Here is a 24107-nt window from a genome sequence, read left to right as displayed (position 1 = left end):
TGATCCTGGTGCCGCTCCGCGGAGGTGTTCTGCATCTCCGATTCCCCACTCGGGTCGGCGCGGCAGCTGATGATGTCTCGTCCATCACCTTGCCCGGTGGGGTCATTTCTGTCGGAACGACCGATTGAATGACATTGCGAGCGGCCCGACGATGTACTCGAATGCGGTTTTTTGGAAGTCGGGGATCATCATGGTCGCGGGCCGAGATACCAGGCGAATGTTCGGCAGGCGCGCCGGGCCGAACATTCGCCCAATCCATCGCCTCGCAACGTCAGACCAGATAGTCGTGATAGCTGACAAGCGTTCCCGTGTTCTTGTCTGCCTCCGTGTGGAAGCCCGCGGCATCGTACTGGCCCAACAGGGTGATGTCGGTGGTATGGACTCCGTCAGTCACCGACAGGGTTCCTCCAGTGCCGGCCTGATTTGCGACATAACTCGCGGTCGTGCCGACCCCGAACGCCACATCGAGGAGATCGAGGTGGTCATTCCCGTCAAATCCGGACACGAGCCCGCTAAAGTCGAAGGAGTCGTGGAGCACGATTGTCCCGGTGGCCCCGGCATCAAGCGTTATCTTGGTCGATGATGCGGCTCCGAATTCGAACGTGGCTACGCCGTCCATCAAGGCGGTGCCGCCGCCAGTGACGCTGCCATTGACGGTGATGTTGCCTCCATGCGCCCACAGCAGCCCAGAATTATCGAGGTTGCTGGCGATGACCATCCCGCCGCTTCCAGTCGCCTCAAGGGTTCCGGAATTGACGATCGCGTTTGTCCCGGTATCGATATCGAGCACATTGACGCCGGTGGCGACAATCGTGCCTTTGTTGACCAGCCCCATCATCCCGTCCCCGAGGTGGCCCGCGCCGGCGATCGTGTTGTCCACATTCGTCAGCGTGACGTCGGAGGTCGTTCCGGTGATCAGGTTCTGATCGCTGTCGGACAGCGCGACCTGCCCATGCCCCTGGAGCGTGATGCCGTGTTCGATCAGCTCCAGGCTTGTCCTGTTTCCGGTCGAGTTCAACTCAATTGTACCCGTGTTGTCGATGGTGCCGCTCAACGGAAGCAACGCGCCGTCGCCTATCACCAGGCTGCCGGAATTTTCCGTAACGGGGGTTTGATCGAACACGAAATTGCTCGATGTGAGCGATGTCGGATCCAGACCTTGCAAAGTGATCGATTGGCCTTCTCCCAACTCGATCACGGCGTTGCCGCTGGCGTCGCTCACAGTATGCGCCTGAACGTCGGCGAACGAGGTGAAGGTGGCGTAATCGATCAGATCGATTTGGTCATGCATCGCGTCGAAGTTATAAACCACGTCATGACCGATCGGCTGCGCGAGCACCAGCAGGTCGTTCCCGCTCGAAGCCGTCAGATGATCGTCGCTCGACACAGCAAAGATGGGTGATGCCTTCGCATAGGCTTCGACATTGTCGGCCACGGTTGCCGTTCCCGTAGTGCCATCGGTGTTCGTCCAGGTCTGCGTGACGTTCAGCACTACGGCGCCTGCGAAATCCAGCGGCGAAGTGATTGTCATCGACTGCACATCATTTGTGTGAGCAGTCCAGGTGCCATCGCCGTTGTTCGTAGCGTTACTAAGGCTCCAGCCCAAGGGCACCCCGCTGATCGTGACGGTGATGACGTCGTTGGGATCATCTGAGGGATCGCTCAGAGCCAGGTAGATGGCCTCGCCAGTGATACCGGCAGGCGCAAGGACAGTGGCGCCGCTCCCTTTCACGATCGTGACGGTGTCAGTGTCGGCGAGGCCTCCTCCGTCGGTCGTTGTCATGGTCAAAGTCCGCGTGGTGTTGTTTGACCCGCCACTAAACGTCACGCCAGCCAAGGCCGCGTTGATGTCGGAGATCGAACCGGAGAACGTCATCGTTTTGGTGCCGTTGGCACCGGAACTGAATGTAAGGCCTGATGTGGTGGAGAGCGTCAAGATGCCGGTCGATGTTTGCGAAGAGCTGCCCAGTGAGAGTGAAACAGTCTCGATGCCGTTGTCGACATCGTTGACTCTCAGCGTGAAAGTGGCTGTTGAGCCACCACCGCTACCGTTTCCAACGGCCTGCTGCCCCGGAACGGTGTTGACCGGCGCGTCATTGGCGCCGCTGATGGTAACGGTTAGCACCGCTGTGTCGGTTAGGCTGCCGTCAGTTACGGTGTAGTTGAAGGTGTCGGTCGTCGACTGGCCGACGTTGAGCGCCTGCACGGTTGCGTCGTTCTCGTTGACCACGTACGTGTAGCTGCCGTTAGCGTTGAGTGCCAGCGTGCCATGCGCGCCCACCAGGCCGACGCCCAAAGTGCCGGCCGTGCCGGCCCCCTCGATGCCGCCGGTGCGGATCGCACTGACCGTCAGGCTGCCGCTGTCGACATCGGTGTCATTGGTCAGCACATTGCCACTGCCGTTAATGCCCCCCGATCCGTTCGCCGTGCCGCCTTTCTCGGTCGCTGCCGTGGCACCCGGACTGGCACTGGTGTCATTGACGGCGATCGGCGCATCATTGGTCCCAGTGATGGTCACCGTCACGGTGCCGGTGGCGGTGCCGTCCTGGCTCACCACCGTGAACTGGTCCTGCACCTGCTGGCCGGCGGAGAGCTCATTGTGGGCGCCGTTGCCGGTGTAGCTCCAGGTGCCATTGGCATCGATGTTGAAGTCGCCGTAAGTGCCGTGGACGTTGGTCTGCGCCAGGACATGGGCCTGACCGGTATCAGGATCGGTGATGGTCAGCTGGCCGGAAGTGTTCAGCGCGGCGGCAGTATTGCCTTCGGTGACGGACTTGGAGTCCGAGCTGACCGTCGCCGCATCATTGGTCCCGGTGATGGTCACCATGACGGTGCCGGTGGCGGTGCCGTCCTGGCTCACCACCATGAACTGGTCCTGCACCTGCTGGCCGGCGGTGAGCTCGTTGTGGGCGCCATTGCCGGTGTAGCTCCAGGCGCCGTTGGCATCGATCGAGAAGTCGCCGTAGCTGCCGTGGACATTGCTCTGCGCCACGACATGGGCTTCGCCGCTATCCGGGTCGGTGATGGTGAGCTGGCCGCTGGTGTTGAGCGCAGCCGCGGTGTTGCCTTCGGTGACGGACTTGGAGTCCGAGCTGACCGTCGCGGCATCATTGGTCCCGGTGATGGTCACCGTGACGGTGCCGGTGGCGGTGCCGTCCTGGCTCATCACCGTGAACTGATCCTGCACCTGCTGCCCGGCGGTGAGCTCGTTGTGGGCGCCGTTGCCGGTGTAGCTCCAGGCGCCATTGGCATCGATGGAGAAGTCGCCGTAGCTGCCATGAACGTTGCTCTGCGCCACGACATGGGCTTCGCCCGCGTCGGGGTCGGTGATGCTGAGCTGGCCGCTGGTGTTGAGCGCGGCGGCGGTGTTGCCCTCAGCGACGGACTTGGAGTCCGACGAGATCGTGGCGGCATCGTTGGTGCCGGTGATGGTCACCGTGACGGTGCCGGTGGCGGTGCCGTCCTGGCTCGCCACCGTGAACTGATCCTGGACCTGCTGGCCGGCGGTGAGCTCGTTGTGGGCGCCGTTGCCGGCGTAGCTCCAGGCCCCGTTGGCATCGATCGAGAAGTCGCCGTAGCTGCCGTGGACATTGCTCTGCGCCACGACATGGGCTTCGCCCGTGTCCGGGTCGATGATGCTGAGCTGGCCCGAGGTGTTGAGCGCGGCGGCGGTGTTGCCCTCAGTGACGGACTTGGAATCCGAGCTGACCGTCGCGGCATCATTGGTCCCGGTGATGGTCACCGTGACGGTGCCGGTGGCGGTGCCATCCTGGCTCATCACCGTGAACTGGTCCTGCACCTGCTGGCCGGCGGAGAGCTCATTGTGGGCGCCGTTGCCGCTGTAGCTCCAGGCGCCGCTGGCATCGATCGAGAAGTCGCCGTAGCTGCCGTGGACATTGCTCTGCGCCACGACATGGGCTTCGCCGCTATCCGGGTCGGTGATGGTGAGCTGGCCGCTGGTGTTGAGCGCAGCCGCGGTGTTGCCTTCGGTGACGGACTTGGAGTCCGACGAGACCGTGGCGGCATCGTTGGTGCCCGTGATCGTCACCGTCACAGTGCCCGTGGCGGTGCCATCCTGGCTGGTTACGGTGAACTGGTCCTGCACCTGCTGGCCGGCGGTGAGCTCATTGTGGGCGCCGTTGCCGGTGTAGCTCCAGGCGCCGTCGGCATCGATGCTGAAGTCGCCGTAGCTGCCGTGGACATTGGTCTGCGCCAGGACATGGGCTTCGCCGGTGTCGGGGTCGGTGATGGTCAATTGCCCTGAGGTGTTCAGCGCCGCGGCCGTGTCGCCTTCGGTGACGGACTTCGTGTCGGAAGAGACGGTCGCGGCATCGTTGGTGCCCGTGATCGTCACCGTGACGGTGCCGGTGGCGGTGCCGTCCTGGCTCACGACCGTGAACTGGTCCTGCACCTGCTGCCCGGCGGAGAGCTCATTGTGGGCGCCGTTGCCGGTGTAGCTCCAGGTGCCATTGGCATCGATCGTGAAGTCGCCGTAGCTGCCGTGGACATTGCTCTGCGCCACGACGTGGGCTTCGCCAGTATCCGGATCGGTGATGGTCAGCTGGCCGCTGGTGTTGAGCGCGGCTGCGGTGTTGCCCTCGGTGACGGCCTGCGAATCCGAGCTGACCGTTGCCGCGTCGTTGGTCCCGGTGATGGTCACCGTCACAGTGCCGGTGGCGGTGCCGTCCTGGCTCACGACCGTGAACTGGTCCTGGACCTGCTGGCCGGCGGTGAGCTCATTGTGGGCGCCGTTGCCGGTGTAGCTCCAGGTCCCATTGGCATCGATGTTGAAGTCGCCGTAAGTGCCGTGGACATTGCTCTGCGCCACGACGTGGGCTTCGCCAGTATCCGGGTCGGTGATGGTGAGCTGGCCGGAGGTGTTGAGGGAGGCGGCTGCATTGCCCTCGGTGACGGACTTGGAGTCCGACGAGACCGTGGCGGCATCGTTGGTCCCGGTGATGGTCACCGTGACGGTGCCGGTGGCGGTGCCATCCTGGCTGGTCACGGTGAACTGGTCCTGCACCTGCTGGCCGGCGGTGAGCTCGTTGTGGGCGCCGTTGCCGGCGTAGCTCCAGGCGCCGTTGGCATCGATCGAGAAGTCGCCGTAGGTGCCGTGGACATTGCTCTGCGCCACGACGTGGGCTTCGCCGCTATCCGGGTCGGTGATGCTGAGCTGGCCGGAGGTGTTGAGCGCGGCGGCGGCATTGCCCTCGGTGACGGACTTCGAATCCGAGCTGACCGTTGCCGCGTCGTTGGTCCCGGTGATGGTCACCGTGACGGTGCCGGTGGCCGTGCCATCCTGGCTCATCACCGTGAACTGGTCCTGGACCTGCTGCCCGGCGGTGAGCTCATTGTGGGCGCTGTTGCCGGTGTAGCTCCAGGCCCCGTTGGCATCGATCGTGAAGTCGCCGTAGCTGCCGTGGACATTGCTCTGCGCCACGACGTGGGCTTCGCCAGTATCCGGGTCGGTGATGCTGAGCTGGCCGCTGGTGTTGAGGGCGGCGGCGGCATTGCCCTCGGTGACGGACTTCGAGTCGGACGAGACGGTCGCGGCATCGTTCGTGCCCGTGATGGTCACCGTGACGGTGCCGGTGGCGGTGCCGTCCTGGCTCACCACCGTGAACTGGTCCTGGACCTGCTGGCCGGCGGTGAGCTCATTGTGGGCACCGTTGCCGGTGTAGCTCCAGGCGCCGTTGGCATCGATGGAGAAGTCGCCGTAGCTGCCGTGGACATTGCTCTGCGCCACGACGTGGGCTTCGCCGGTGTCGGGATCGGTGATGGTGAGCTGGCCGCTGCTGTTGAGCGCGGCTGCGGTGTCGCCTTCGGTCACGGACTTCGAGTCAGAGCTAACCGTCGCGGCGTCGTTCGTGCCGGTGATGGTCACCGTCACGGTGCCGCTCGCGGTGCCATCCTGGCTGGTCACCGTGAACTGATCCTGCACCTGCTGCCCGGCGGTGAGCTCATTGTGGGCGCCATTACCGATGTAGCTCCAGGCGCCATTGGCGTCGATCGTGAAGTCGCCGTAGGTGCCGTGGACATTGCTCTGTGCGACAACGTGGGCTTCGCCGGTGTCAGGATCCACAATCGTGAGCTGGCCGCTTGCATTGAGCGCGGCGGCGGTGTTGCCCTCGGTGACGGACTTCGCGTCGGACGAGACGGTCGCGGCATCGTTCGTGCCCGTGATGGTCACCGTGACGGTGCCGGTGGCGGTGCCGTCCTGGCTCACCACCGTGAACTGGTCCTGGACCTGCTGCCCGGCGGAGAGCTCATTGTGGGCGCCGTTGCCGGTGTAGCTCCAGGTCCCATTGGCATCGATGCTGAAGTCACCGTAGGTGCCATGAACGTTGGTCTGCGCCACGACGTGGGCTTCGCCGGTGTCCGGGTCGGCGATGCTGAGCTGCCCGGAGGTGTTGAGCGCCGCGGCCGTGTCGCCTTCGGTGACGGACTTGGAGTCCGACGAGACCGTCGCGTTGTCGTTGGTGCCGGTGATGGTCACCATGACCGTGCCGCTCGCTGTGCCATCCTGGCTCACGACCGTGAACTGGTCCTGCACCTGCTGGCCGGCGGTGAGCTCATTGTGGGCGCCGTTGCCGGCGTAGGTCCAGGCTCCGTTGGCGTCGATGCTGAAGTCACCGTAGGTGCCATGAACGTTGGTCTGCGCCACGACGTGGGCTTCGCCGGTGTCGGGATCCACAATCGTCAGTTGGCCCGAGGTATTGAGTGCCGCGGCCGTGTCGGCCTCGGTGACGGCCTTCGAATCCGAGCTGACCGTTGCCGCGTCGTTGGTCCCGGTGATGGTCACCGTGACGGTGCCGGTGGCAGTGCCGTCCTGGCTCACCACCGTGAACTGGTCCTGGACCTGCTGCCCGGCGGTGAGCTCATTGTGGGCGCCGTTGCCGGCGTAGCTCCAGGCGCCGCTGGCATCGATGGAGAAGTCGCCGTAGCTGCCGTGAACATTGCTCTGCGCCACGACATGGGCTTCGCCGGTGTCGGGATCCACAATCGTCAGTTGGCCCGAGGTATTGAGTGCCGCGGCCGTGTCGGCCTCGGTGACGGCCTTCGAATCCGAGCTGACCGTTGCCGCGTCGTTGGTCCCGGTGATGGTCACCGTCACAGTGCCGGTGGCGGTGCCGTCCTGGCTCATCACCGTGAACTGATCCTGCACCTGCTGGCTGGCGGTGAGCTCATTGTGGGCGCCATTGCCGGTGTAGCTCCAGGCGCCGTTGGCATCGATGCTGAAGTCGCCGTAGGTGCCGTGGACATTGCTCTGCGCCACGACATGGGCTTCGCCGCTATCCGGGTCGGTGATGGTGAGCTGGCCGCTGGTGTTGAGCGCAGCCGCGGTGTTGCCTTCGGTGACGGACTTGGAGTCCGACGAGACCGTGGCGGCATCGTTGGTGCCCGTGATCGTCACCGTCACAGTGCCCGTGGCGGTGCCATCCTGGCTGGTTACGGTGAACTGGTCCTGCACCTGCTGGCCGGCGGTGAGCTCATTGTGGGCGCCGTTGCCGGTGTAGCTCCAGGCGCCGTCGGCATCGATGCTGAAGTCGCCGTAGCTGCCGTGGACATTGGTCTGCGCCAGGACATGGGCTTCGCCGGTGTCGGGGTCGGTGATGGTCAATTGCCCTGAGGTGTTCAGCGCCGCGGCCGTGTCGCCTTCGGTGACGGACTTCGTGTCGGAAGAGACGGTCGCGGCATCGTTGGTGCCCGTGATCGTCACCGTGACGGTGCCGGTGGCGGTGCCGTCCTGGCTCACGACCGTGAACTGGTCCTGCACCTGCTGCCCGGCGGAGAGCTCATTGTGGGCGCCGTTGCCGGTGTAGCTCCAGGTGCCATTGGCATCGATCGTGAAGTCGCCGTAGCTGCCGTGGACATTGCTCTGCGCCACGACGTGGGCTTCGCCAGTATCCGGATCGGTGATGGTCAGCTGGCCGCTGGTGTTGAGCGCGGCTGCGGTGTTGCCCTCGGTGACGGCCTGCGAATCCGAGCTGACCGTTGCCGCGTCGTTGGTCCCGGTGATGGTCACCGTCACAGTGCCGGTGGCGGTGCCGTCCTGGCTCACGACCGTGAACTGGTCCTGGACCTGCTGGTCGGCGGTGAGCTCATTGTGGGCGCCATTGCCGGTGTAGCTCCAGGCTCCGTCGGCATCGATGCTGAAGTCGCCGTAGGTGCCATGAACGTTGCTCTGAGCTACGACATGGTCTTCGCCGCTATCCTGGTCGGTGATGGTGAGTTGGCCGCTGGTGTTGAGCGCGGCGGCGGTGTTGCCCTCGGTGACGGACTTGGAGTCCGAGCTGACCGTCGCCGCATCATTGGTCCCGGTGATCGTCACCGTGACGGTGCCGGTGGCCGTGCCGTCCTGGCTGGTCACCTTGAACTGGTCCTGCACCTGCTGGCCGGCGGTGAGCTCATTGTGGGCACCGTTGCCGCTGTAGCTCCAGGCGCCATTGGCGTCGATCGTGAAGTCGCCGTAGCTGCCGTGGACATTGGTCTGCGCCAGGACATGGGCTTCGCCGGTGTCGGGGTCGGTGATGGTCAATTGCCCTGAGGTGTTGAGCGCCGCGGCCGTGTCGCCTTCGGTGACGGACTTCGTGTCGGAAGAGACCGTCGCGGCATCGTTGGTGCCGGTGATGGTCACCGTGACGGTGCCGGTGGCGGTGCCGTCCTGGCTCACGACCGTGAACTGGTCCTGGACCTGCTGGCCGGCGGTGAGCTCATTGTGGGCGCCATTGCCGGTGTAGCTCCAGGCGCCATTGGCATCGATCGAGAAGTCGCCGTAGCTGCCGTGGACATTGCTCTGCGCGACAACGTGGGCTTCGCCGGTGTCGGGGTCGGTGATGGTGAGCTGGCCACTGGTGTTGAGTGCGGCGGCCGTGTCGCCTTCGGTGACGGACTTCGAATCCGAGCTGACCGTCGCCGCATCATTGGTGCCGGTGATGGTCACCGTGACGGTGCCGGTGGCGGTGCCGTCCTGGCTCACCACCGTGAACTGGTCCTGGACCTGCTGGCCGGCGGTGAGCTCGTTGTGGGCACCGTTGCCGGTGTAGCTCCAGGCCCCGTTGGCATCGATGCTGAAGTCGCCGTAGGTGCCGTGGACATTGCTCTGCGCCACGACGTGGGCTTCGCCAGTATCCGGGTCGGTGATGCTGAGCTGGCCCGAGGTGTTGAGCGCGGCTGCGGTGTTGCCCTCAGCGACGGACTTGGAGTCCGACGAGACCGTGGCGGCATCGTTGGTCCCGGTGATGGTCACCGTGACGGTGCCGGTGGCGGTGCCATCCTGGCTGGTCACGGTGAACTGGTCCTGCACCTGCTGGCCGGCGGTGAGCTCATTGTGGGCGCCGTTGCCGGTGTAGCTCCAGGTCCCATTGGCATCGATGTTGAAGTCGCCGTAAGTGCCGTGGACATTGCTCTGCGCCACGACGTGGGCTTCGCCAGTATCCGGGTCGGTGATGGTCAGCTGGCCGGAGGTGTTGAGGGAGGCGGCTGCATTGCCCTCGGTGACGGACTTGGAGTCCGAGCTGACCGTCGCCGCATCATTGGTCCCGGTGATCGTCACCGTGACGGTGCCGGTGGCCGTGCCGTCCTGGCTGGTCACCGTGAACTGGTCCTGCACCTGCTGGCCGGCGGTGAGCTCATTGTGGGCACCGTTGCCGCTGTAGCTCCAGGCGCCATTGGCGTCGATCGTGAAGTCGCCGTAGCTGCCGTGGACATTGGTCTGCGCCAGGACATGGGCTTCGCCGGTGTCGGGGTCGGTGATGGTCAATTGCCCTGAGGTGTTGAGCGCCGCGGCCGTGTCGCCTTCGGTGACGGACTTCGTGTCGGAAGAGACCGTCGCCGCATCATTGGTGCCGGTGATGGTCACCGTGACGGTGCCGGTGGCGGTGCCGTCCTGGCTCACCACCGTGAACTGGTCCTGCACCTGCTGCCCGGCGGTGAGCTCATTGTGGGCGCCGTTGCCGGTATAGCTCCAGGCCCCGTTGGCATCGATCGTGAAGTCGCCATAGGTGCCATGGACGTTGGTCTGCGCCACGACATGGGCCTGACCGGTATCCGGATCGGTGATGGTCAGCTGGCCGGAAGTGTTCAGCGCGGCGGCAGTATTGCCTTCGGTGACGGACTTCGAGTCCGACGAGACCGTGGCCGCATCGTTGGTGCCGGTGATCGTGACTGTGACCGTCTGGGTAGCTGTCGAGCCGTGGCCGTCATTGATCGTCACCACGAAGCTCTCGGTGACGGTCTGGCCCGCAGCGAGGTATTGGGCAGCCGCGTTGTTCAAATTGTAGTGCCACTGCACCGAGCCGTTCGCGGCATTGGCCGCCTCGTTGACCGGATCGAGCGAAAACGTGCCAAGCGAGGTCGTATTCGCGGGCGACGCTACAAACGTCGCTGTGTGGGTATCACTCAGATCCACATCGGTGAAGCCGATGCTGCCTGCGGTATTCAGGGAATCCGACGGGTCCGGTTTCGACGGCGCGTCTTCCACCACCGAGCCGCTCTGCGGGCTCGAGGTCATATAGACCGCGTCGTTCACGCCATTGAACTGGAGCGTCACCGTCGCCCAGCTCAGCGTGCCGTTGCCCATCTGAATTGCGTAGGTGAATGTATCGGTCAGCGTTTGCCCGGCCGCTAGCGCTTGAAGCTGAGGGTTGATATCGCCCTTGTCGTAATGAACGGTGCCGTCCGACTCGATCCAGATGCGCGCACCGAGCGCGCTGCGGTCACCGGTTCCGGCCATGCCGGCCGCATCGCTGCTGTACGCCACATCCTTGACCAGCAAATCCGCAGGGGCGTAGCTCTTGGTGGACGCGGAGGCGCTCGTTCCGTCGTCCAGCGAGAACAGCGTCTTGGCCGCGCCGCCAAGATCGTTTGCCAGCACGTTCAAGATGAGAATGTTGCTGGCGTCTTCCGTAAACGAGAAAACGTCGGCGTTGGCCTGCGGAGTATTTCCAAACGAAACCGTGCTGCCGCCGCCCGTGGTCTGCGTCGCCATAGCTAAATCCTCCGGATGATACGCCGTCCGCGTTCACGGACCTGGAATTGCACAATTGCGCGGTGATAGTCGGCCGATGCCTTGCCTACACCGTTGAAGAAAAATGCTGTGCTGCCGAGCAAGACTGTCGTCATGCTGAGGGCTGAGAAAATCTGCAAAGAATGCATGCGACGAACTCAAGCTTGTCTGGAGCTGGCGTCGCTCCGAGCTCGCAATAGGAGATCGCGGCCTGACAGGAACGAGAGATTGCCCTTGGGCGCCGGACCGTGCGCGACGGGATCGTTCGCGAACGGCACACTGCGCGCGATCGAAGGATCACACGCTGACAGAAAAGAACGTGAAATCGCCTGAAGATCGGCTTCAATTTGAGCCCGGCCGAAGATGGTCTCGGACTCCCACACAAAACGCACGCGTCTCAATCTCATTCGCGGGCCCTCGTCTGCCAATGCAGAGCAGAGAGTGTCGCCGCCACATCAATTCACGCAAACCGCGAGCGTTCGCTCGGACGAATGACATGTCCGCTCGTTAGCGCCGATCTGGCCCACCTGCTGCCAAGTTACGCGAAAAGATTTAGAGCTGTATTCCCCCTGCCCATTCGTGTGCGGTCCTCGTCCGCCCACGTTGACAATATTGATCTGCAGCATTCTTCATTGATCTGCAGCATTCTTCAGCTCCCGAGTGCCGTCCGTGATCAGGAGCGATCACGATCGTTTGGCTCGGGATTTAATTAAACCTAGATTAAAATAATGCGACGGTCCATTTATTTATTCATCCCCTGCATTTAATGATTAATGCATGAGAATCAGCAGCAAAGAGACGCTTGCGTCGCTTCGGGCAGGAAACACCGGATTCATACGGGCGTTATCCGACGTCGCGGTCGCTGCTCGGACCAACGCCGGCACAGGATCTTGCGAGGTCGTGCAAGCCGGCGACATCGCGCTTAAATGATAAACTCGAGCTTGATTGATAATGGTGCTGACCTCGGCATATAATCAAAAAATATGCTTGGGGAAAATGGGAGGTTGGAATGGAAGCTGCCCGCCGCTTTCGCGCCATGGCGCTACTTTGCCGACAGACCGCCGCGCGCCAACCCGAGAGAAGCTGGAAACTGCTCGCCGAGGCAGAGTACTGGGAGCATCTGGCGGCTGCGGCCTTGACTCAGTGAGCTTGGAGTGAGCGATTTTTCGTTGCTTGCCCTTTCATCGCCTTCTTAGTTCAAGTCATAGTTCGAGGCGGTCATGTCCAGTCCGCGTCAGGTTTACAGCTGTGCCGTTCTGAGTGAACGGCGCCAAGCGCTTGTGGTGGAGCTTAGAGAAGTGGAGAAGCTTCGAACCAAGCTCCGGCGTGTAGAAGCGAGAACAATCGGCAGAAGACGGTGTGTCAAAGCGGGCAACAGAACAAGCGCCGTGTACTAACTCGGCGGCGAGACCGGCCTTTTATTCAGGACAGAACGGCCGCACCGATTTCCGTTCGACGCGGCACTTTGAAAAACCGCAACGAGCCGGTCACCCTCCCAAAGCTCCACGTCGTGCTCGCCAGACATTTGCCCGGCTCGATGCCGTGCTGCCTGCTCGTCGATGCAGTCGAGCTTTGCGGCGCAGATCACTCGGCGGCTGCTGTCCACCACGAACACTTTGTACCGCATGATGGTAGTCCGATCCCAAGAAAGGGGACCGTCATCGTAATCGAATGTCCGTGCAAGTCAGGGAGAAACTCTGTGGCAGTGCGCGGAACCTTTGTACGTGTGGCAATTCAGCTATAGCCCGCGTGAACTCATCGACTTCGCGGTGAGCGTCAGGGTCAGCGGTGTGGCACGCTTCAGTGGCGCAATCTCACCGCCTGTCGAAGCGTGCGACTCGCGCTCAAGAGCGAGAAGCCCCCGAGCGTCATCAGCAGCACACCGAGCCAAGTTACCGTCCGGCTGCGCGCCTCGTCGGGCGCCTCTTCATCGCGCGCGCCCATCGGCATAGCTGGAGATAAGTCGGCTCGCGCGGCAGCGGAAAGCTTCTCCACGTCAACTTGGGGCGGCGTGGAACGCTTGGGCGTGAGTTGGTCGCTGGAAGGATCCGAGATGGGTGCCGCCGGCATCAGGATCGGCGTGCCCGCATCGACGACAGAAGCAGCATCAGCCACCCTCACTTCGCGTGCCGGCGGAGTCGGCTGAGCCTCGCCGGCCGTCGCGGAGCTTAGTACCTCGGCGCGCGCATCGCTCACCGGGCTCCGCCGTTGCCGCGCGGCCACCTTCTCGTCGGGCCTGACGGTGCGGTTGGCGATGCGACTATGAACCGGTTTTCGCAGCGTCGCGACGCCCTCGGCCAAGAACCAGCATTTGCGGCGGCCGTCCCGCCGATAGACCCAACGCTGGCCGGCGCCGGGCGGGTTGCCGGGCTTTGCCAAGCATTCCGGCTGCGCCGAAGACGTTGCAGCGGGCTCGCGAGCAGGATCGAACAAGTCTGTGAATGGATTGGAGAGCGCAGGTGTCGCGGCAAGACCTCCAAGAAGAACCAAACTGGCGAAATAACATCGCAAATGACCGGACATCGGAAACTCCCGGTGATACGCCCACCCGGCACGAGCCTTCGCAGCGATATGGGCTCCGATACGACTTAAATCTGGCAGCGCAATGAATTAATTGTGTTGCAGGCCGGCCGAATTAATAAGCCCGCCCAGCACTCCCGGGTGCAGCACGGGGCTACGCGCCCAATTAAAGGGCCAAAGCGCAGCTGGCGGGCCGCAAGTTTCTGGATGTCATGATCCCGATCGCGGCCTCAACGCGCGTTACCCCTCGCGGTAATTAAATGCTCCGCCATGATGTTACCGCCGTCAGCCCTGCTCTCTGCAATCTCACGCATTTAAATGTGGATTATGCGGCTTGGATCTAACTGACGGCTTGTCTGCGCCGTCATTCCCGATTTGTCTGCCTGCGCCTTCTCTCAGGAATTCGGATCAAGCCATGAATACCGCGCATTTCAATTCGCTCTCTCTCGACGAGCTGTGCATACTTCACCAACAGGTGGCCGCCAGCCTCGTTCAAAGAATTTTGGTGCGGCACGCACGGCTGGAGGAACGGCTCCAGAAGATTGGACGGGCCGACGAGGCCACACGGTTTGATCGCAAGCGCCGTCCCTATCCGCCGGTGCGTCCCAAATATCGCAATCCGAAGAACCCGGCGCAGACATGGTCGGGCCGCGGCAGGCTGCCCCGCTGGCTGCGGCCGCAACTGCGAGGGGGGCGCAGGCTGGACGATTTCCTAATCGACCAGGCTTTGGTCCAAAAGCGGCAGCCCAATTGAGCGCCGCAGTCGCGATCGCGCCGGGAACAAGGCCAGAATTGATCGCCGGCGGCCTCTTACATTTTGGGGCGGGCGTTCTTGAATTTGGATGTGAATAAAATAAAGGCGCGTCATTTAATGTGGTCGAAACGGAGAGGGCTCGCGTGATCTGCGGCTGCTGTCCGTATTATTCCGGTGAATCTCAATGATTAATGGTTAATCCGCGTAAGCAACTGTAACAAAACGAATTTATGGATCACCTGTCAGATTCGCCTGGTGAGGGACCCGAAAATTTAAAATCAGCAACATATTAATTATTGACTAAATATAATATTTAATGAAGAGTTTTCGAGTGGCGGCGCTTGTCGTTCGCAGCCGCTGAATTTTGCCAAGGGTGTCCTGCAATCCATCTTCAAAGAAAGGCTTTCCCTATGCTGCACTATTACATCAAGACCACCGAAGCCATGAAGCGTCTGCGCGCCGACCAGGAGGGCGTGGTTTCGTTCGAGTACATTATCGTCGCGGTTTGCATCGTTGGCGCAGTCGGCGCTGTGTTCGGCGGTGGAGCTGGCGGTCAGATCGGCTTGGCGCTGCAGAACGGGATCGGCCAGATCACCGCCACTTTCGCTAATGCGATCGCTGGTTGATACGGCCATTTGAACCCGGAAGGGGGGCAACCCAGTGCGCCCCCCTTTGCTCGAACTCCCCCTATCTCGTGCGCGTTCCACTTTTCTGAGGCGTGCATTTTCATGAGTTGGATTGCTCCCACAGCCTCGTTTCTTGAAATCGTATTGTTGCTCTACGTCGCAACGATCGACGTCGCGACGCGGCTGATCCGAAACGAAATGTGTCTGGCCCTGGCGGCCCTCGGGATCGCCAGTCAATTGGCCAATCCAATGCAAGTTGCCGAGTCGCTGATATCGGCCGCGATCCTCTTTCTGCTATTGTTCGTCCTATACGCGCGCGGAGGGATTGGCGGCGGCGATGTCAAATTGCTGACTGCGTTGGCGATCGGATTTCCCCTGACCGGCCAGATTCAGCTCGTGACCATAACTGCGCTGGCCGGCGGCGTTCTTGCCATGGTGCATCTGATGATGCGCCACCTCCCTCATCCCAAACTGGCACCCACCAGATCGTCACTCCCACGCCGGGTTTACGCGATCGAACGTTGGCGCCATTTGCGACACGCCCCGCTGCCCTACGGAGTTGCAATAGCGTGCGGGGGCATCTGGACGATTTTGAGCAAAGGATTGTGAGATGTCATCTGCGTTGCGTCTGTCGATCATCATGGTGCTTCTGCTCGCAACCACGGCGTTCGCGCTCGTCGCCTATAACATGAATTTGCCGAAGGCGCCCGCTCCGGCCCCGGCGCAAGTCACGGAGGCGGCTCCGGCACCGGCGCCTACCGGCGGATACTTCGTCGCGGCGCGTTCCTTGCCGAAGGGGACTTTGGCCCGCGAAGAAGATTTCACCGTGCGGTCGGTGCCACCGGAGCGCATTCCCCAGGGCGCGATTCTTGAAACACCGGAGTCCAAGGCCGGACTTCCCGGTTCTCTGATCCGCAGGTTCGTTGAAGCAGGTAGTCCCGTGACGTTGCAGGACATCCTGCGTCCGCGGGATCGAGGCTTCCTGGCCAGCGTCCTGGCACCGGACAGCCGTGCCATCAGCATCAAGGTTGACGAGGAGGCGGGTGTCTCCGGCCTGATCAGGCCGGGTGATCACGTGGACGTCGTGTTGACCCAGGTGTTCGAGAAGGCCGACACCGCACGTCGAGCCCTGAGCGAGACCGTTCTGCGCAACGTTCGGGTCATCGCGATCGACCAGGAGATCGTGCAGGGTGCACGACCGATTGGCGGAATGGCAGGCAAGCAAACGCAAACCGTGTCCCTGGAGCTTGCACAGGAGCAGGTCAAGAAAGTCACCGTGGCAAAGCAGCTCGGAACACTGTCTCTGGCCGTGCGTGCAGCAGTCGATCAATGGGACAAGGCCGACACTGGCGCGATGTCCAGCTGTGATGTGTCCCCGGAACTGGCTCGCCAGTACGCAATCGCACGTCAGAGAACGGCAGTCGTCATTCATTCGGGCGGCGAAGCCAAGCAATACACGGTCAGGAAGCAGGACGAGGACGCTCTCGTCAGCTGCGAGGGGACCCCGGAAGTCGTGCACCAGACCGCAACGGCCGAAAGTTATGACAACAGGTTTTCGGAGAAACGTTGATGAACATTGCCCTAGCCGTTCCGCCCGAAGAATCGACATCGATCGTCACGCGTAACCGCATCGTTTGTTTCGTAAACGACGAGATCAGCGCCGCGGCCTTGCGCAAGGGCCTCGAAGGCGCCAACCTCTCGATCAGGCGCGGCACGATCCGCAATGCGATACGGATGCTGGAATCCGACACAGACCTGTTCGCGCTGGTAACAGACATCAGCGGCATCGATGATCCCTTCACTGAACTGGAAAGGCTGGCCGGCGTCTGTCCGCCCGATGTCCGCGTAGCTGTGATTGGCGAGAACAGGGAGATCACCTTCTACCGTGAGCTTCTGGAGCTCGGCCTGGCCGAGTATCTGCCGCGGCCGCTCACGCGCGATTTGGTGCTGGACCAGTTGCGCCCCAAGCTGCTGGGCGACGTTGCCGCCAATCAGATCGATCGTGGCGGTCACGTGGTTTCGATCTGTGGGGCGCAGGGCGGGGCCGGCGCCACGAGCATCGCGATCAATCTGGCACTGCAACTCGCCGAAACCACCAAGGCCAAAGTGGCGCTGCTGGACCTTCACCTGCAGGGCGGCGAAGCCGCCGTGATGCTGGGTGTCCGTCCCGGGCCGGGGCTGCGCATCGCCCTGGAGAACCCGATGAGGGCGGACACGCTGTTCCTCGAGCGGGCAGCAATCGAAGTCAACGAGCGGGTCTGTCTGGTCTCGGCGGACGAGGATCTCGATGCGCAGCTCGAAATCACGGAAGCCGGCGTACGACACGTGCTGGGTCTGCTCCGTCAACGATTCAACTACATCGTCGTCGATGTGCCCGTCCCGTTTCCCCCGTCGATCTATCCGGTAATCAAGCTTTCCCGTCACGTGATGGTGCTGCTCGAAGCCGAGGTGACCGGACTTCGCAATGCCCACGCACTGCGCACCGCCGTCGTCAACATCGCCGGCAAAGATCGGGTCTTTACCTTGCTCAACCGCGCCGGTCGTCCCGGTGGACTCCCGAGGGAGGCAGTTGTCAAGGCGATGGGCGCAGAGCCGGACATCGTCGTTCCCGATCTCGGCAAGGGGATGACCGAAGCGCTCAATCTCGGAATTCCCGCTCTGAAGCACGTCAGGAAATTGCGACGTCACCTGGCACCGATTGTACGGGAGATCAGCGGTGTCGGCGCCGAGCGGAAGAGCTGGTGGAGGAGGGTGCTCACAGCACATCTGCGATGAAAATATTTGGAAGACGTGAGGAAGAGGCGTCCGTTCTTGTAGCTGCATTGGGGACTGAGCTGCCTGGTCCTCCGGCAGGCTTGCCTCCGTCGATGCCCAACGTTGCTGTATCTGCGCCAAGCGCGCCTCCACCTGTGTCAAGCCTGCCCGCATCCGCGTCCAGGCGCGACGAACTTCCGATCCACCACCCGATAATACCGGATTCGTTGCGTGAACGGGTCATCGAGCAGATCGAGCCCGCGGTGGCGGCAACCGTTTCGCGCGAAGTTCTTCGGCGGCAGATCGAGGAAATCATCCATCAAATCGCCAACCAGGAGCGGCTCGAGCTATCGGGGCGCGAGCAGCTTCAGCTCGCGGACGAGATTGCCGACGACATGACGGGGTACGGGCCGCTCCGTCCGCTGCTGCTCGATCAATCGATCAGCGATATCATGGTGAACGGTCCCAGCAACGTCTACGTGGAGCGCAGCGGCAGGCTGGAACGAATTGCGGTGCGATTCCGCGACAATGACCATATCGCCTCCGTCGCTCAGAAGATTGCCGCGCAGGTTGGCCGGCGCGTCGACGAATCCAGCCCGATGGTGGACTGCCGCCTGCTGGATGGCAGCCGCGTCAACATCATTCTCCCGCCGCTGGCGATCCATAGTCCGTGCATCTCGATCCGGAAATTTCCAAGCCACCGTTTGGATATCGCCGGATTGATCGAAAATGGCTCAATGACCGCGGCCATCGGAAAACTGCTGGAGATCGCCGCCCGGTCTCGGCTCAATGTTCTGGTCTCCGGCGGTACCGGCTCCGGCAAGACGACGCTCCTGAACGCGATGAGTCAATTCATCGATCACAGCGAACGCATCGTCACGATCGAGGACGCGGCGGAGTTGCAGCTTCAGCAGCCGCACGTGATCAGCCTGGAGACCCGGCCTCCCAGTCTGGAGGGCACGGGGCAGGTGACGCAACGGGATCTGCTGGTGAACGCCCTGCGCATGCGTCCCGACCGGATCGTCGTTGGCGAGGTCCGCAGCGCAGAAGCTTTCGACATGCTGCAGGCGATGAACACCGGCCATGATGGTTCGATCTCCACGGTCCACGCGAATAGTACCCGGGATGCCCTGACCCGCATCGAAAACATGGTGCAGATGGGACAGGTCAACCTGCCGTCGCGCGCCATTCGAGCTCAGATTGTTGCTGCGCTGGATCTCATTGTGCAGGTCGAACGCATGCGGGACGGACAGCGCCGTATCGTTCAGATCAGCGAGGTCATCGGCCTCGAAGGGGAGGTGATCACCACCAATGACATCGCAGCCTTCGAATACAAGGAGGAGGATGAGCAGGGTCGCCTATCGGGCACCTACAGGTGCAACCTTGCCACTCCGAAATTCAAGAGCCGTCTTGTCTATTATGGACTGGATGGAGCATGGGCCGAGGCAATGAGGCAAATATGATGCCGGAGTCGGTAATCGCGTCTTTTCTGGCGCTCGCGATGTGCGCAGCAGCCATTGCGCTGTGGCTCGACGCTCGGGAGCGACGCATCAATCGCCGGCTGGCGGTTGCTCTGCCAGCTTCCCATCCGGCCAACCTACCATCCATTCGCCGGTTGGAGGCCGGGTCTCCGTCGCTGTTGCTCCATCGGTTGGCCAATTACAATCGCGAGATACCTTACATCTGGCATCCAGCCTATGTGTTGCTGGCCGGTGCCATCGCAGCAGCAGCGATCCTCTACACCAATCGCCTGCTGGGATTCTCCATTCTCTACCTGTCCGTCGCGGCGGCCATTGCCGCCATAGTCGTGGTTCGCGGCCTCTTTGGATGGCAGCAGCGCCGCTTTGCCAGGCAACTTTTTCGACAGCTGCCTGATGCGATCCAGCTGGTGACGAGCACCGTTCGATCGGGTCTGCCCGTGCACGAAGCTTTTCGCGCCCTCGCGCGCGACATGCCACAGCCAACGGCTGGGCAGTTTGCCATCGTATGCAGCGAGGTGAATCTCGGAAGATCTCCCGAGGACGCCGTCCAAAGTGTCTATCGGCGAACCCAAGTGGCGGAATATGCGATGTTCGCGGTGACCCTTGCGGTTCAGTTGAAGTCGGGTGGTAGCCTTGCGGAGACCTTACAGAACCTGGGAGACACCGTGAGGCAACGCGTTGCACTGGCCGCGCGGGCCAAGGCCCTGGCGGGAGAGGTGATCTTTTCCTCGCGGGCGCTGACAATCTCGCCCTTGCTCGGGGGCGGGGCGCTATACGCAGCCAATCCGCAAACGGTCGATCTGTTGTTCACTGATCCGGTTGGAAACAAGCTGCTGGCTTACGCGGTGGTCTCGGTGCTTGTCGGGGCCTTGGTGATAAGTTGGATGGTCAGACGGGAAACGGCACTATGACTCTTGGCCTTGGTCTGGTGGCCCTCGCATTCGCAGCCGGTGCTGCGAGCTGTGTGTTGATCATCCGCGAAATGCACATTCGCGCTTTGGACGTGCGGGTGTCGAACGCCGTGATGGGCGTTGCCGGACGATCGGCGCCGTTCCAAGACATGACGGGTTGGTTCTCGTCGCTCGGCATGCGGTACCGCCGCTTCTACGCGGAGGAAAATCTGGATCAGCTACGCGCGATTCTTCAATCAGCCGGTTTCAATCATCGTCGAGCCCTGCCGACCTGGATCGGCGTCAAGGCCGTCAGCATGTTCTTGTGCCCGATCATCTCCGGAGGGGTCGCTCAGCTCCTGGGAAAGCCGTTGCTGGACGTGCTGGTCTTCACGCTGATCGGCATGGCGGTCGGAATCGTGGGACCGCGGTTGATCCTGGCCGCACTGAAGCGGCGGTTTGATGCTGCCATTCGTCTGGGCACCCCGGATATGATCGATTTGCTGGTCGTGTGCAGCGAAGCGGGAATGGGCCTGGAGAGCGGGCTGGCACGCGTTGCGCAGGAAATGGACGAGACCAATCCCTCCATAGCTGGGGTCTTGAGGAATCTTCTTGATGATCTCCGGGTACTGCCTAGCCGCAGCGAGGCGTTCGAGAAGCTGGGAGCTACGTCGGATGGGCTGCGCCGGTTCGGAATCATGGTCGCCCAAAGCCTGCAATACGGGACGCCGATCGGTCAGGCGCTGCGGAGCATCGCCGTCGATCTCCGCCGAGAGCGCATCACCAAGCTCGAGGAAAGAGCGCACAAGCTGGGCGCCAAGCTGACCATTCCGATGGTGTTGTTCCTGCTTCCAGCCATGTTCGTCATTCTGGGAGGCAGCCCCATCCTGCACCTCGTACGTTCATTTGCCAGCTTCGGTAAGTAGCCATGAGCACAATCGTCCTGTCGAAAACCTCCGCTTACGACCGGGCCATGCAATTGTTCGGCGGCATGTGGTTCATGTTGCTGGCACTTGGCGTGGCCATCAAGCTCGGATCGTCGGCTGGGGATTCCTGGCCGTCGCTCCTGTCGAGTTTTTGCCTTGCCGTCTTCTACGTGCTGCTGGCGCTGTTGATCACCACGCGGCCGCCGGCAAAGGCGCAAGCGGATGGCCTCCTCCCGAGAATAGCGGCGTTCGTCGGCACCTACATGCCATGGACCATCGCCTTCTTCGGCGAGACCGACAAAGCGCTGCCGAACCTGGCGTCCACTGCTTGCGTGCTGATCGGCATGATCATGATGCTGATCACCATCAGGCATCTCGGCAGGTCGTTCAGTCTGGTGCCGCAGGCGCGTAACGTGGTGCAAACGGGTCCGTACCGATGGATCAAGCACCCACTCTATCTAGCCGAAGAGGTTGCACTGTTGGGTGTGGTGCTGAGAAGTCTGACGCCGCTGACAGTGATCCTGCTCGTCCTGCATATCGGCGTCCAGATCTGCCGAATTCATTACGAGGAGGATCTGCTTCGGCGTAACTGCCCTGAATATTCCGGTTACGAAGCATCACGCTGGAGACTGATCCCTTACGTTTGGTGAGTGCGGTCGACCCGGTCGACGACCGGAGTGGCGAGTAACGGTCGAGGTAGGTTCATGAGCCTCAGAAGATGTTTGATCAGGGATCAGCGTGGCGCCGTCGCGCTTGAGACCATGATCGTTTACATATTCCTGGCTTCCTTCCTGCTTGTGCCGCTCGCCGACGTCGCCGCCGCGGGCTTCCAGTTCATTTCGGCGTGGAGCGCGTTGCGCTCCTTCGGGCAGTACGTCCAATACTACAATCCACTCGGCCCCGACGGCACAGTGACCTGGAGGTCGGGGCTACAGACGACAGTCTCGGGTCATACGATCAGTAACCTTCAGGTTAAATGCGGAGACGCGGGCGCTACCTGCTCCCCCAGCAATATTGCTTCTCCGAAATACATCACGTTTTCCACAACCATCACCTTGGCTCCAATTGGGGCGCGTGTGCCTTTTTGGAGGTCCGTGTTGTGTCCCACCACGTGTACATACACGCTGGCCTACTCAGAACGCTTCCAGTAGGTGCTTCCATGCGCAATCTGCTCCGTTGCCAGCGAGGCTCGACCGCATTCGCAACTGGCATTGCCCTCGTGCCGCTCATCGGCGTGGTCGCGCTCGGGGCCGAGGCCGGATCGTGGTACGTCACCCGCAAGCACGCACAGAACGCCGCCGACTCGGGGGCCTATTCGGGCGCCTTGCGGCTTGCGTGCACGATTGCTGGCGCGAGCTGCGACGCGCAGTCAGTGGATTATCGTGGCAAGGAATTCGCGGCACAGAACGGGTTTTGCAACTCGAGTCCGAAGGACAGCACGCCCTATCCCGACAGCCAGTGTCCGCCCAGCCTTCCGACCAGAGTCTCGCGAGCCGTGCAGATCGATATCGGCACCTACAGTGGAGGCACGTTCACAACGCCACCAACAGGCACCGGCAACGCCGTTCGCGCCAGGGTCAGCCAGCAACAACCGGCCTACTTGTCCGCCGTGCTGGGGTTCTTGACCATCAACATCCCCGCTCAAGCCATCGCTCTGGTTCAGCTACCGAGCAAGGTGTGCGCCCTGGCGCTTGGGCCTAATCCGAATGGCGGAGGGGCGCTCAAAATTTCGGGTAACTCCAGCAACAACGGAACAGGTTGTCCGCTGATGTCGGATTACAGCGTCCAATTTGCCAGCACACCATCTTTCACCCCTCCCGACTCAGGATGGGCCGTGTTTGGTGCAACTGGCTGTAGTCCAAACAGTACCTGCAGCAATGTCAGCGTGCCACACAACTACTTCATGCCTCCTGCGTTGGATCCGCTGCAGGGACTGCAGACTGCGTCGTTCAACAACACCTTCACCAGTACAACTATAACTGGCAATGTTACCCCCGTACAATCAACCTGCCCCGCTTCCGCACCTGCGGGCTCCAGATGTTTTCCGATAAATCCCAACACTGCGAGTACGGCGTACAAAATCCCAAATGTGTCGAACGGAGACTATTACTATTGTTCGGCAACAACCCAAGCAACATATTACTTTAACACGAGCATAACCGTTAACAACGGCGGCACCTTCGCTTGTAATCCAGGCTCCCCCGTAAGAACCTACTTTAAGTCGGGCATAACTGTTAACGGCGGGACCGTCATCCTTGCCGCAGGAACGTACTTTTCCAATGGTGACGTTAATCTCGGCGGGACCGTCACTGGCACAAACGTGACGCTCGTGTTGCTCGGAAATTCGAAGTTCACTATCAACGGTGGCACGGTTAACCTCTCCGCCCCTGCGACGAACAATTTCTCTTCTTCTCTGAACGGCGTTCTGATCGATGATCAATCGACCGCGGCCGTCACCATCAACGGCAACGGCGCGGTTCGGCTTGCGGGGGCGATGTACTTTCCAAAGGCAGATGTGTCGTTCGGCGGGACAGCCCAACCCACCAACACGACCTGCTCACAAGTGATCGCCAAAACACTCAACATGACGGGTGGCGGCTACCTGAGCACGGATGGATGTGCTCCAACCGTAATCGCCTACACCCAGGTCGTCTCTTTGGTGCAGTGATGAGAAAGCTCGACAATCGAGGTACCGCGTCGTTTGAATTTATCATCGTGTTCGTGCCGCTTTTCACATTGATGTTCGCCATCTTCGATCTCGGACGCTATGCCATCACGATGCAGTCCTTGCGGACGCTCGCGAGCGCCGGTGCCCGGGCGGTCATGATTAGCTGCTATACGCCTGCCATGGTTCAAAGCCCGCCGCAGTCCCCGGCCGGCTGCACTGGGGATCCCCTGTCCGCAACGGCCAAGCAGAATGCGGCGCCATTCCTGTATTTCGGCCACCTCACACCCACGCTGACCGTCGGGGCCAGCACCAACAAGTTGACCGTTACAGCGTCGCAAACAGCCTTTAAAATGCTGATGCCGATATGGGGCACAACATTGAACGCGCCGAGCGCGTCCACGAGCATTCCCTTCTAGCGGTGCCGGCCTGCATGCGGCCCCGACAAAGAACATGAAAGCCAGGTCCGGTGTCCGCGCAATT

At 61.8% G+C, this 24107-nt stretch carries 14 protein-coding genes; 12 read left to right on the top strand and 2 right to left on the bottom strand.

Annotated elements, in window-relative coordinates:
• Positions 1-271: 271 nt before the first annotated feature.
• Complete coding sequence (locus P6U27_RS28545) at positions 272-10990, bottom strand: VCBS domain-containing protein (protein ID WP_407192901.1); 10719 nt, start codon at positions 10988-10990, stop codon at positions 272-274.
• A 1027-nt stretch (positions 10991-12017) separates the two neighbouring features.
• On the opposite strand from P6U27_RS28545, the gene P6U27_RS28540 reads away from it, so the two are divergent.
• Positions 12018-12155 (top strand): hypothetical protein, encoded by a 138-nt coding sequence (locus tag P6U27_RS28540; RefSeq protein WP_164937090.1) that lies wholly within the window; start codon positions 12018-12020, stop codon positions 12153-12155.
• Positions 12156-12808: 653 nt separating this feature from the next.
• On the opposite strand, the gene P6U27_RS28535 is transcribed toward P6U27_RS28540, so the two are convergent.
• Positions 12809-13387, bottom strand: coding sequence for a hypothetical protein (locus P6U27_RS28535; RefSeq protein ID WP_245509602.1), 579 nt, complete (start codon positions 13385-13387; stop codon positions 12809-12811).
• A gap of 475 nt (positions 13388-13862) precedes the next feature.
• Between P6U27_RS28535 and P6U27_RS28530 the strand changes: the two genes are divergently transcribed.
• The 11 genes from P6U27_RS28530 to P6U27_RS28480 all read left to right on the top strand — a co-directional run bounded on the left by P6U27_RS28530 (position 13863) and on the right by P6U27_RS28480 (position 24043).
• Complete coding sequence (locus P6U27_RS28530; RefSeq protein ID WP_283809904.1) at positions 13863-14282, top strand: H-NS histone family protein; 420 nt, start codon at positions 13863-13865, stop codon at positions 14280-14282.
• A gap of 410 nt (positions 14283-14692) precedes the next feature.
• Positions 14693-14908, top strand: coding sequence for a hypothetical protein (locus P6U27_RS28525; protein ID WP_122404946.1), 216 nt, complete (start codon positions 14693-14695; stop codon positions 14906-14908).
• Positions 14909-15010: 102 nt separating this feature from the next.
• Entirely contained in the window at positions 15011-15517 is a 507-nt protein-coding gene (locus P6U27_RS28520) for a prepilin peptidase (protein ID WP_164937091.1), read from the top strand.
• Position 15518: 1 nt separating this feature from the next.
• Positions 15519-16478 carry a Flp pilus assembly protein CpaB gene (cpaB, locus tag P6U27_RS28515; RefSeq protein ID WP_407192900.1) on the top strand — a complete coding sequence of 320 codons (960 nt, stop codon included), beginning with the start codon at positions 15519-15521 and terminating at the stop codon, positions 16476-16478.
• Positions 16478-17683, top strand: a complete 1206-nt coding sequence (locus tag P6U27_RS28510; RefSeq protein WP_122404943.1) for a pilus assembly protein CpaE — start codon at positions 16478-16480, stop codon at positions 17681-17683. The genes cpaB and P6U27_RS28510 overlap by 1 nt, the downstream gene beginning before the upstream one ends.
• Positions 17680-19125 (top strand): CpaF family protein, encoded by a 1446-nt coding sequence (locus P6U27_RS28505; RefSeq protein ID WP_129144989.1) that lies wholly within the window; start codon positions 17680-17682, stop codon positions 19123-19125. The genes P6U27_RS28510 and P6U27_RS28505 overlap by 4 nt, the downstream gene beginning before the upstream one ends.
• The gene (locus P6U27_RS28500; RefSeq protein ID WP_164937092.1) at positions 19122-20054 is read left to right on the top strand and encodes a type II secretion system F family protein; all 933 of its coding nucleotides are present in this window, start codon (positions 19122-19124) and stop codon (positions 20052-20054) included. Before P6U27_RS28505 ends, P6U27_RS28500 begins: the two co-directional genes overlap by 4 nt.
• On the top strand, positions 20051-20959 hold the full coding sequence (locus P6U27_RS28495; RefSeq protein ID WP_407192899.1) for a type II secretion system F family protein: 909 nt from the start codon (positions 20051-20053) through the stop codon (positions 20957-20959). The genes P6U27_RS28500 and P6U27_RS28495 overlap by 4 nt, the downstream gene beginning before the upstream one ends.
• A gap of 47 nt (positions 20960-21006) precedes the next feature.
• On the top strand, positions 21007-21609 hold the full coding sequence (locus tag P6U27_RS28490; RefSeq protein WP_407192898.1) for a methyltransferase family protein: 603 nt from the start codon (positions 21007-21009) through the stop codon (positions 21607-21609).
• A 509-nt stretch (positions 21610-22118) separates the two neighbouring features.
• Entirely contained in the window at positions 22119-23627 is a 1509-nt protein-coding gene (locus P6U27_RS28485; RefSeq protein WP_407192897.1) for a pilus assembly protein TadG-related protein, read from the top strand.
• The gene (locus P6U27_RS28480) at positions 23624-24043 is read left to right on the top strand and encodes a TadE family protein (protein ID WP_407192896.1); all 420 of its coding nucleotides are present in this window, start codon (positions 23624-23626) and stop codon (positions 24041-24043) included. The genes P6U27_RS28485 and P6U27_RS28480 overlap by 4 nt, the downstream gene beginning before the upstream one ends.
• The last annotated feature ends 64 nt before the right edge of the window (positions 24044-24107 follow it).

The sequence above is a fragment of the Bradyrhizobium sp. STM 3566 genome (genome assembly GCF_045571445.1).
Taxonomy (GTDB): Bacteria; Pseudomonadota; Alphaproteobacteria; order Rhizobiales; family Xanthobacteraceae; genus Bradyrhizobium; species Bradyrhizobium vignae.
This window is presented reverse-complemented; position numbering and strand designations above follow the sequence as displayed.

Bases quoted from the DNA above. Each gene is read 5' to 3' on its own strand.
- P6U27_RS28485 (WP_407192897.1), top strand. From the start codon at position 22,119: ATGCGCAATCTGCTCCGTTGCCAGCGAGGCTCGACCGCATTCGCAACT.
- P6U27_RS28505 (WP_129144989.1), top strand. From the start codon at position 17,680: ATGAAAATATTTGGAAGACGTGAGGAAGAGGCGTCCGTTCTTGTAGCT.
- P6U27_RS28545 (WP_407192901.1), bottom strand. From the start codon at position 10,990: ATGGCGACGCAGACCACGGGCGGCGGCAGCACGGTTTCGTTTGGAAAT.
- P6U27_RS28540 (WP_164937090.1), top strand. From the start codon at position 12,018: ATGGAAGCTGCCCGCCGCTTTCGCGCCATGGCGCTACTTTGCCGACAG.
- P6U27_RS28520 (WP_164937091.1), top strand. From the start codon at position 15,011: ATGAGTTGGATTGCTCCCACAGCCTCGTTTCTTGAAATCGTATTGTTG.
- P6U27_RS28490 (WP_407192898.1), top strand. From the start codon at position 21,007: ATGCAATTGTTCGGCGGCATGTGGTTCATGTTGCTGGCACTTGGCGTG.
- P6U27_RS28525 (WP_122404946.1), top strand. From the start codon at position 14,693: ATGCTGCACTATTACATCAAGACCACCGAAGCCATGAAGCGTCTGCGC.
- cpaB (WP_407192900.1), top strand. From the start codon at position 15,519: ATGTCATCTGCGTTGCGTCTGTCGATCATCATGGTGCTTCTGCTCGCA.
- P6U27_RS28495 (WP_407192899.1), top strand. From the start codon at position 20,051: ATGACTCTTGGCCTTGGTCTGGTGGCCCTCGCATTCGCAGCCGGTGCT.
- P6U27_RS28500 (WP_164937092.1), top strand. From the start codon at position 19,122: ATGATGCCGGAGTCGGTAATCGCGTCTTTTCTGGCGCTCGCGATGTGC.
- P6U27_RS28510 (WP_122404943.1), top strand. From the start codon at position 16,478: ATGAACATTGCCCTAGCCGTTCCGCCCGAAGAATCGACATCGATCGTC.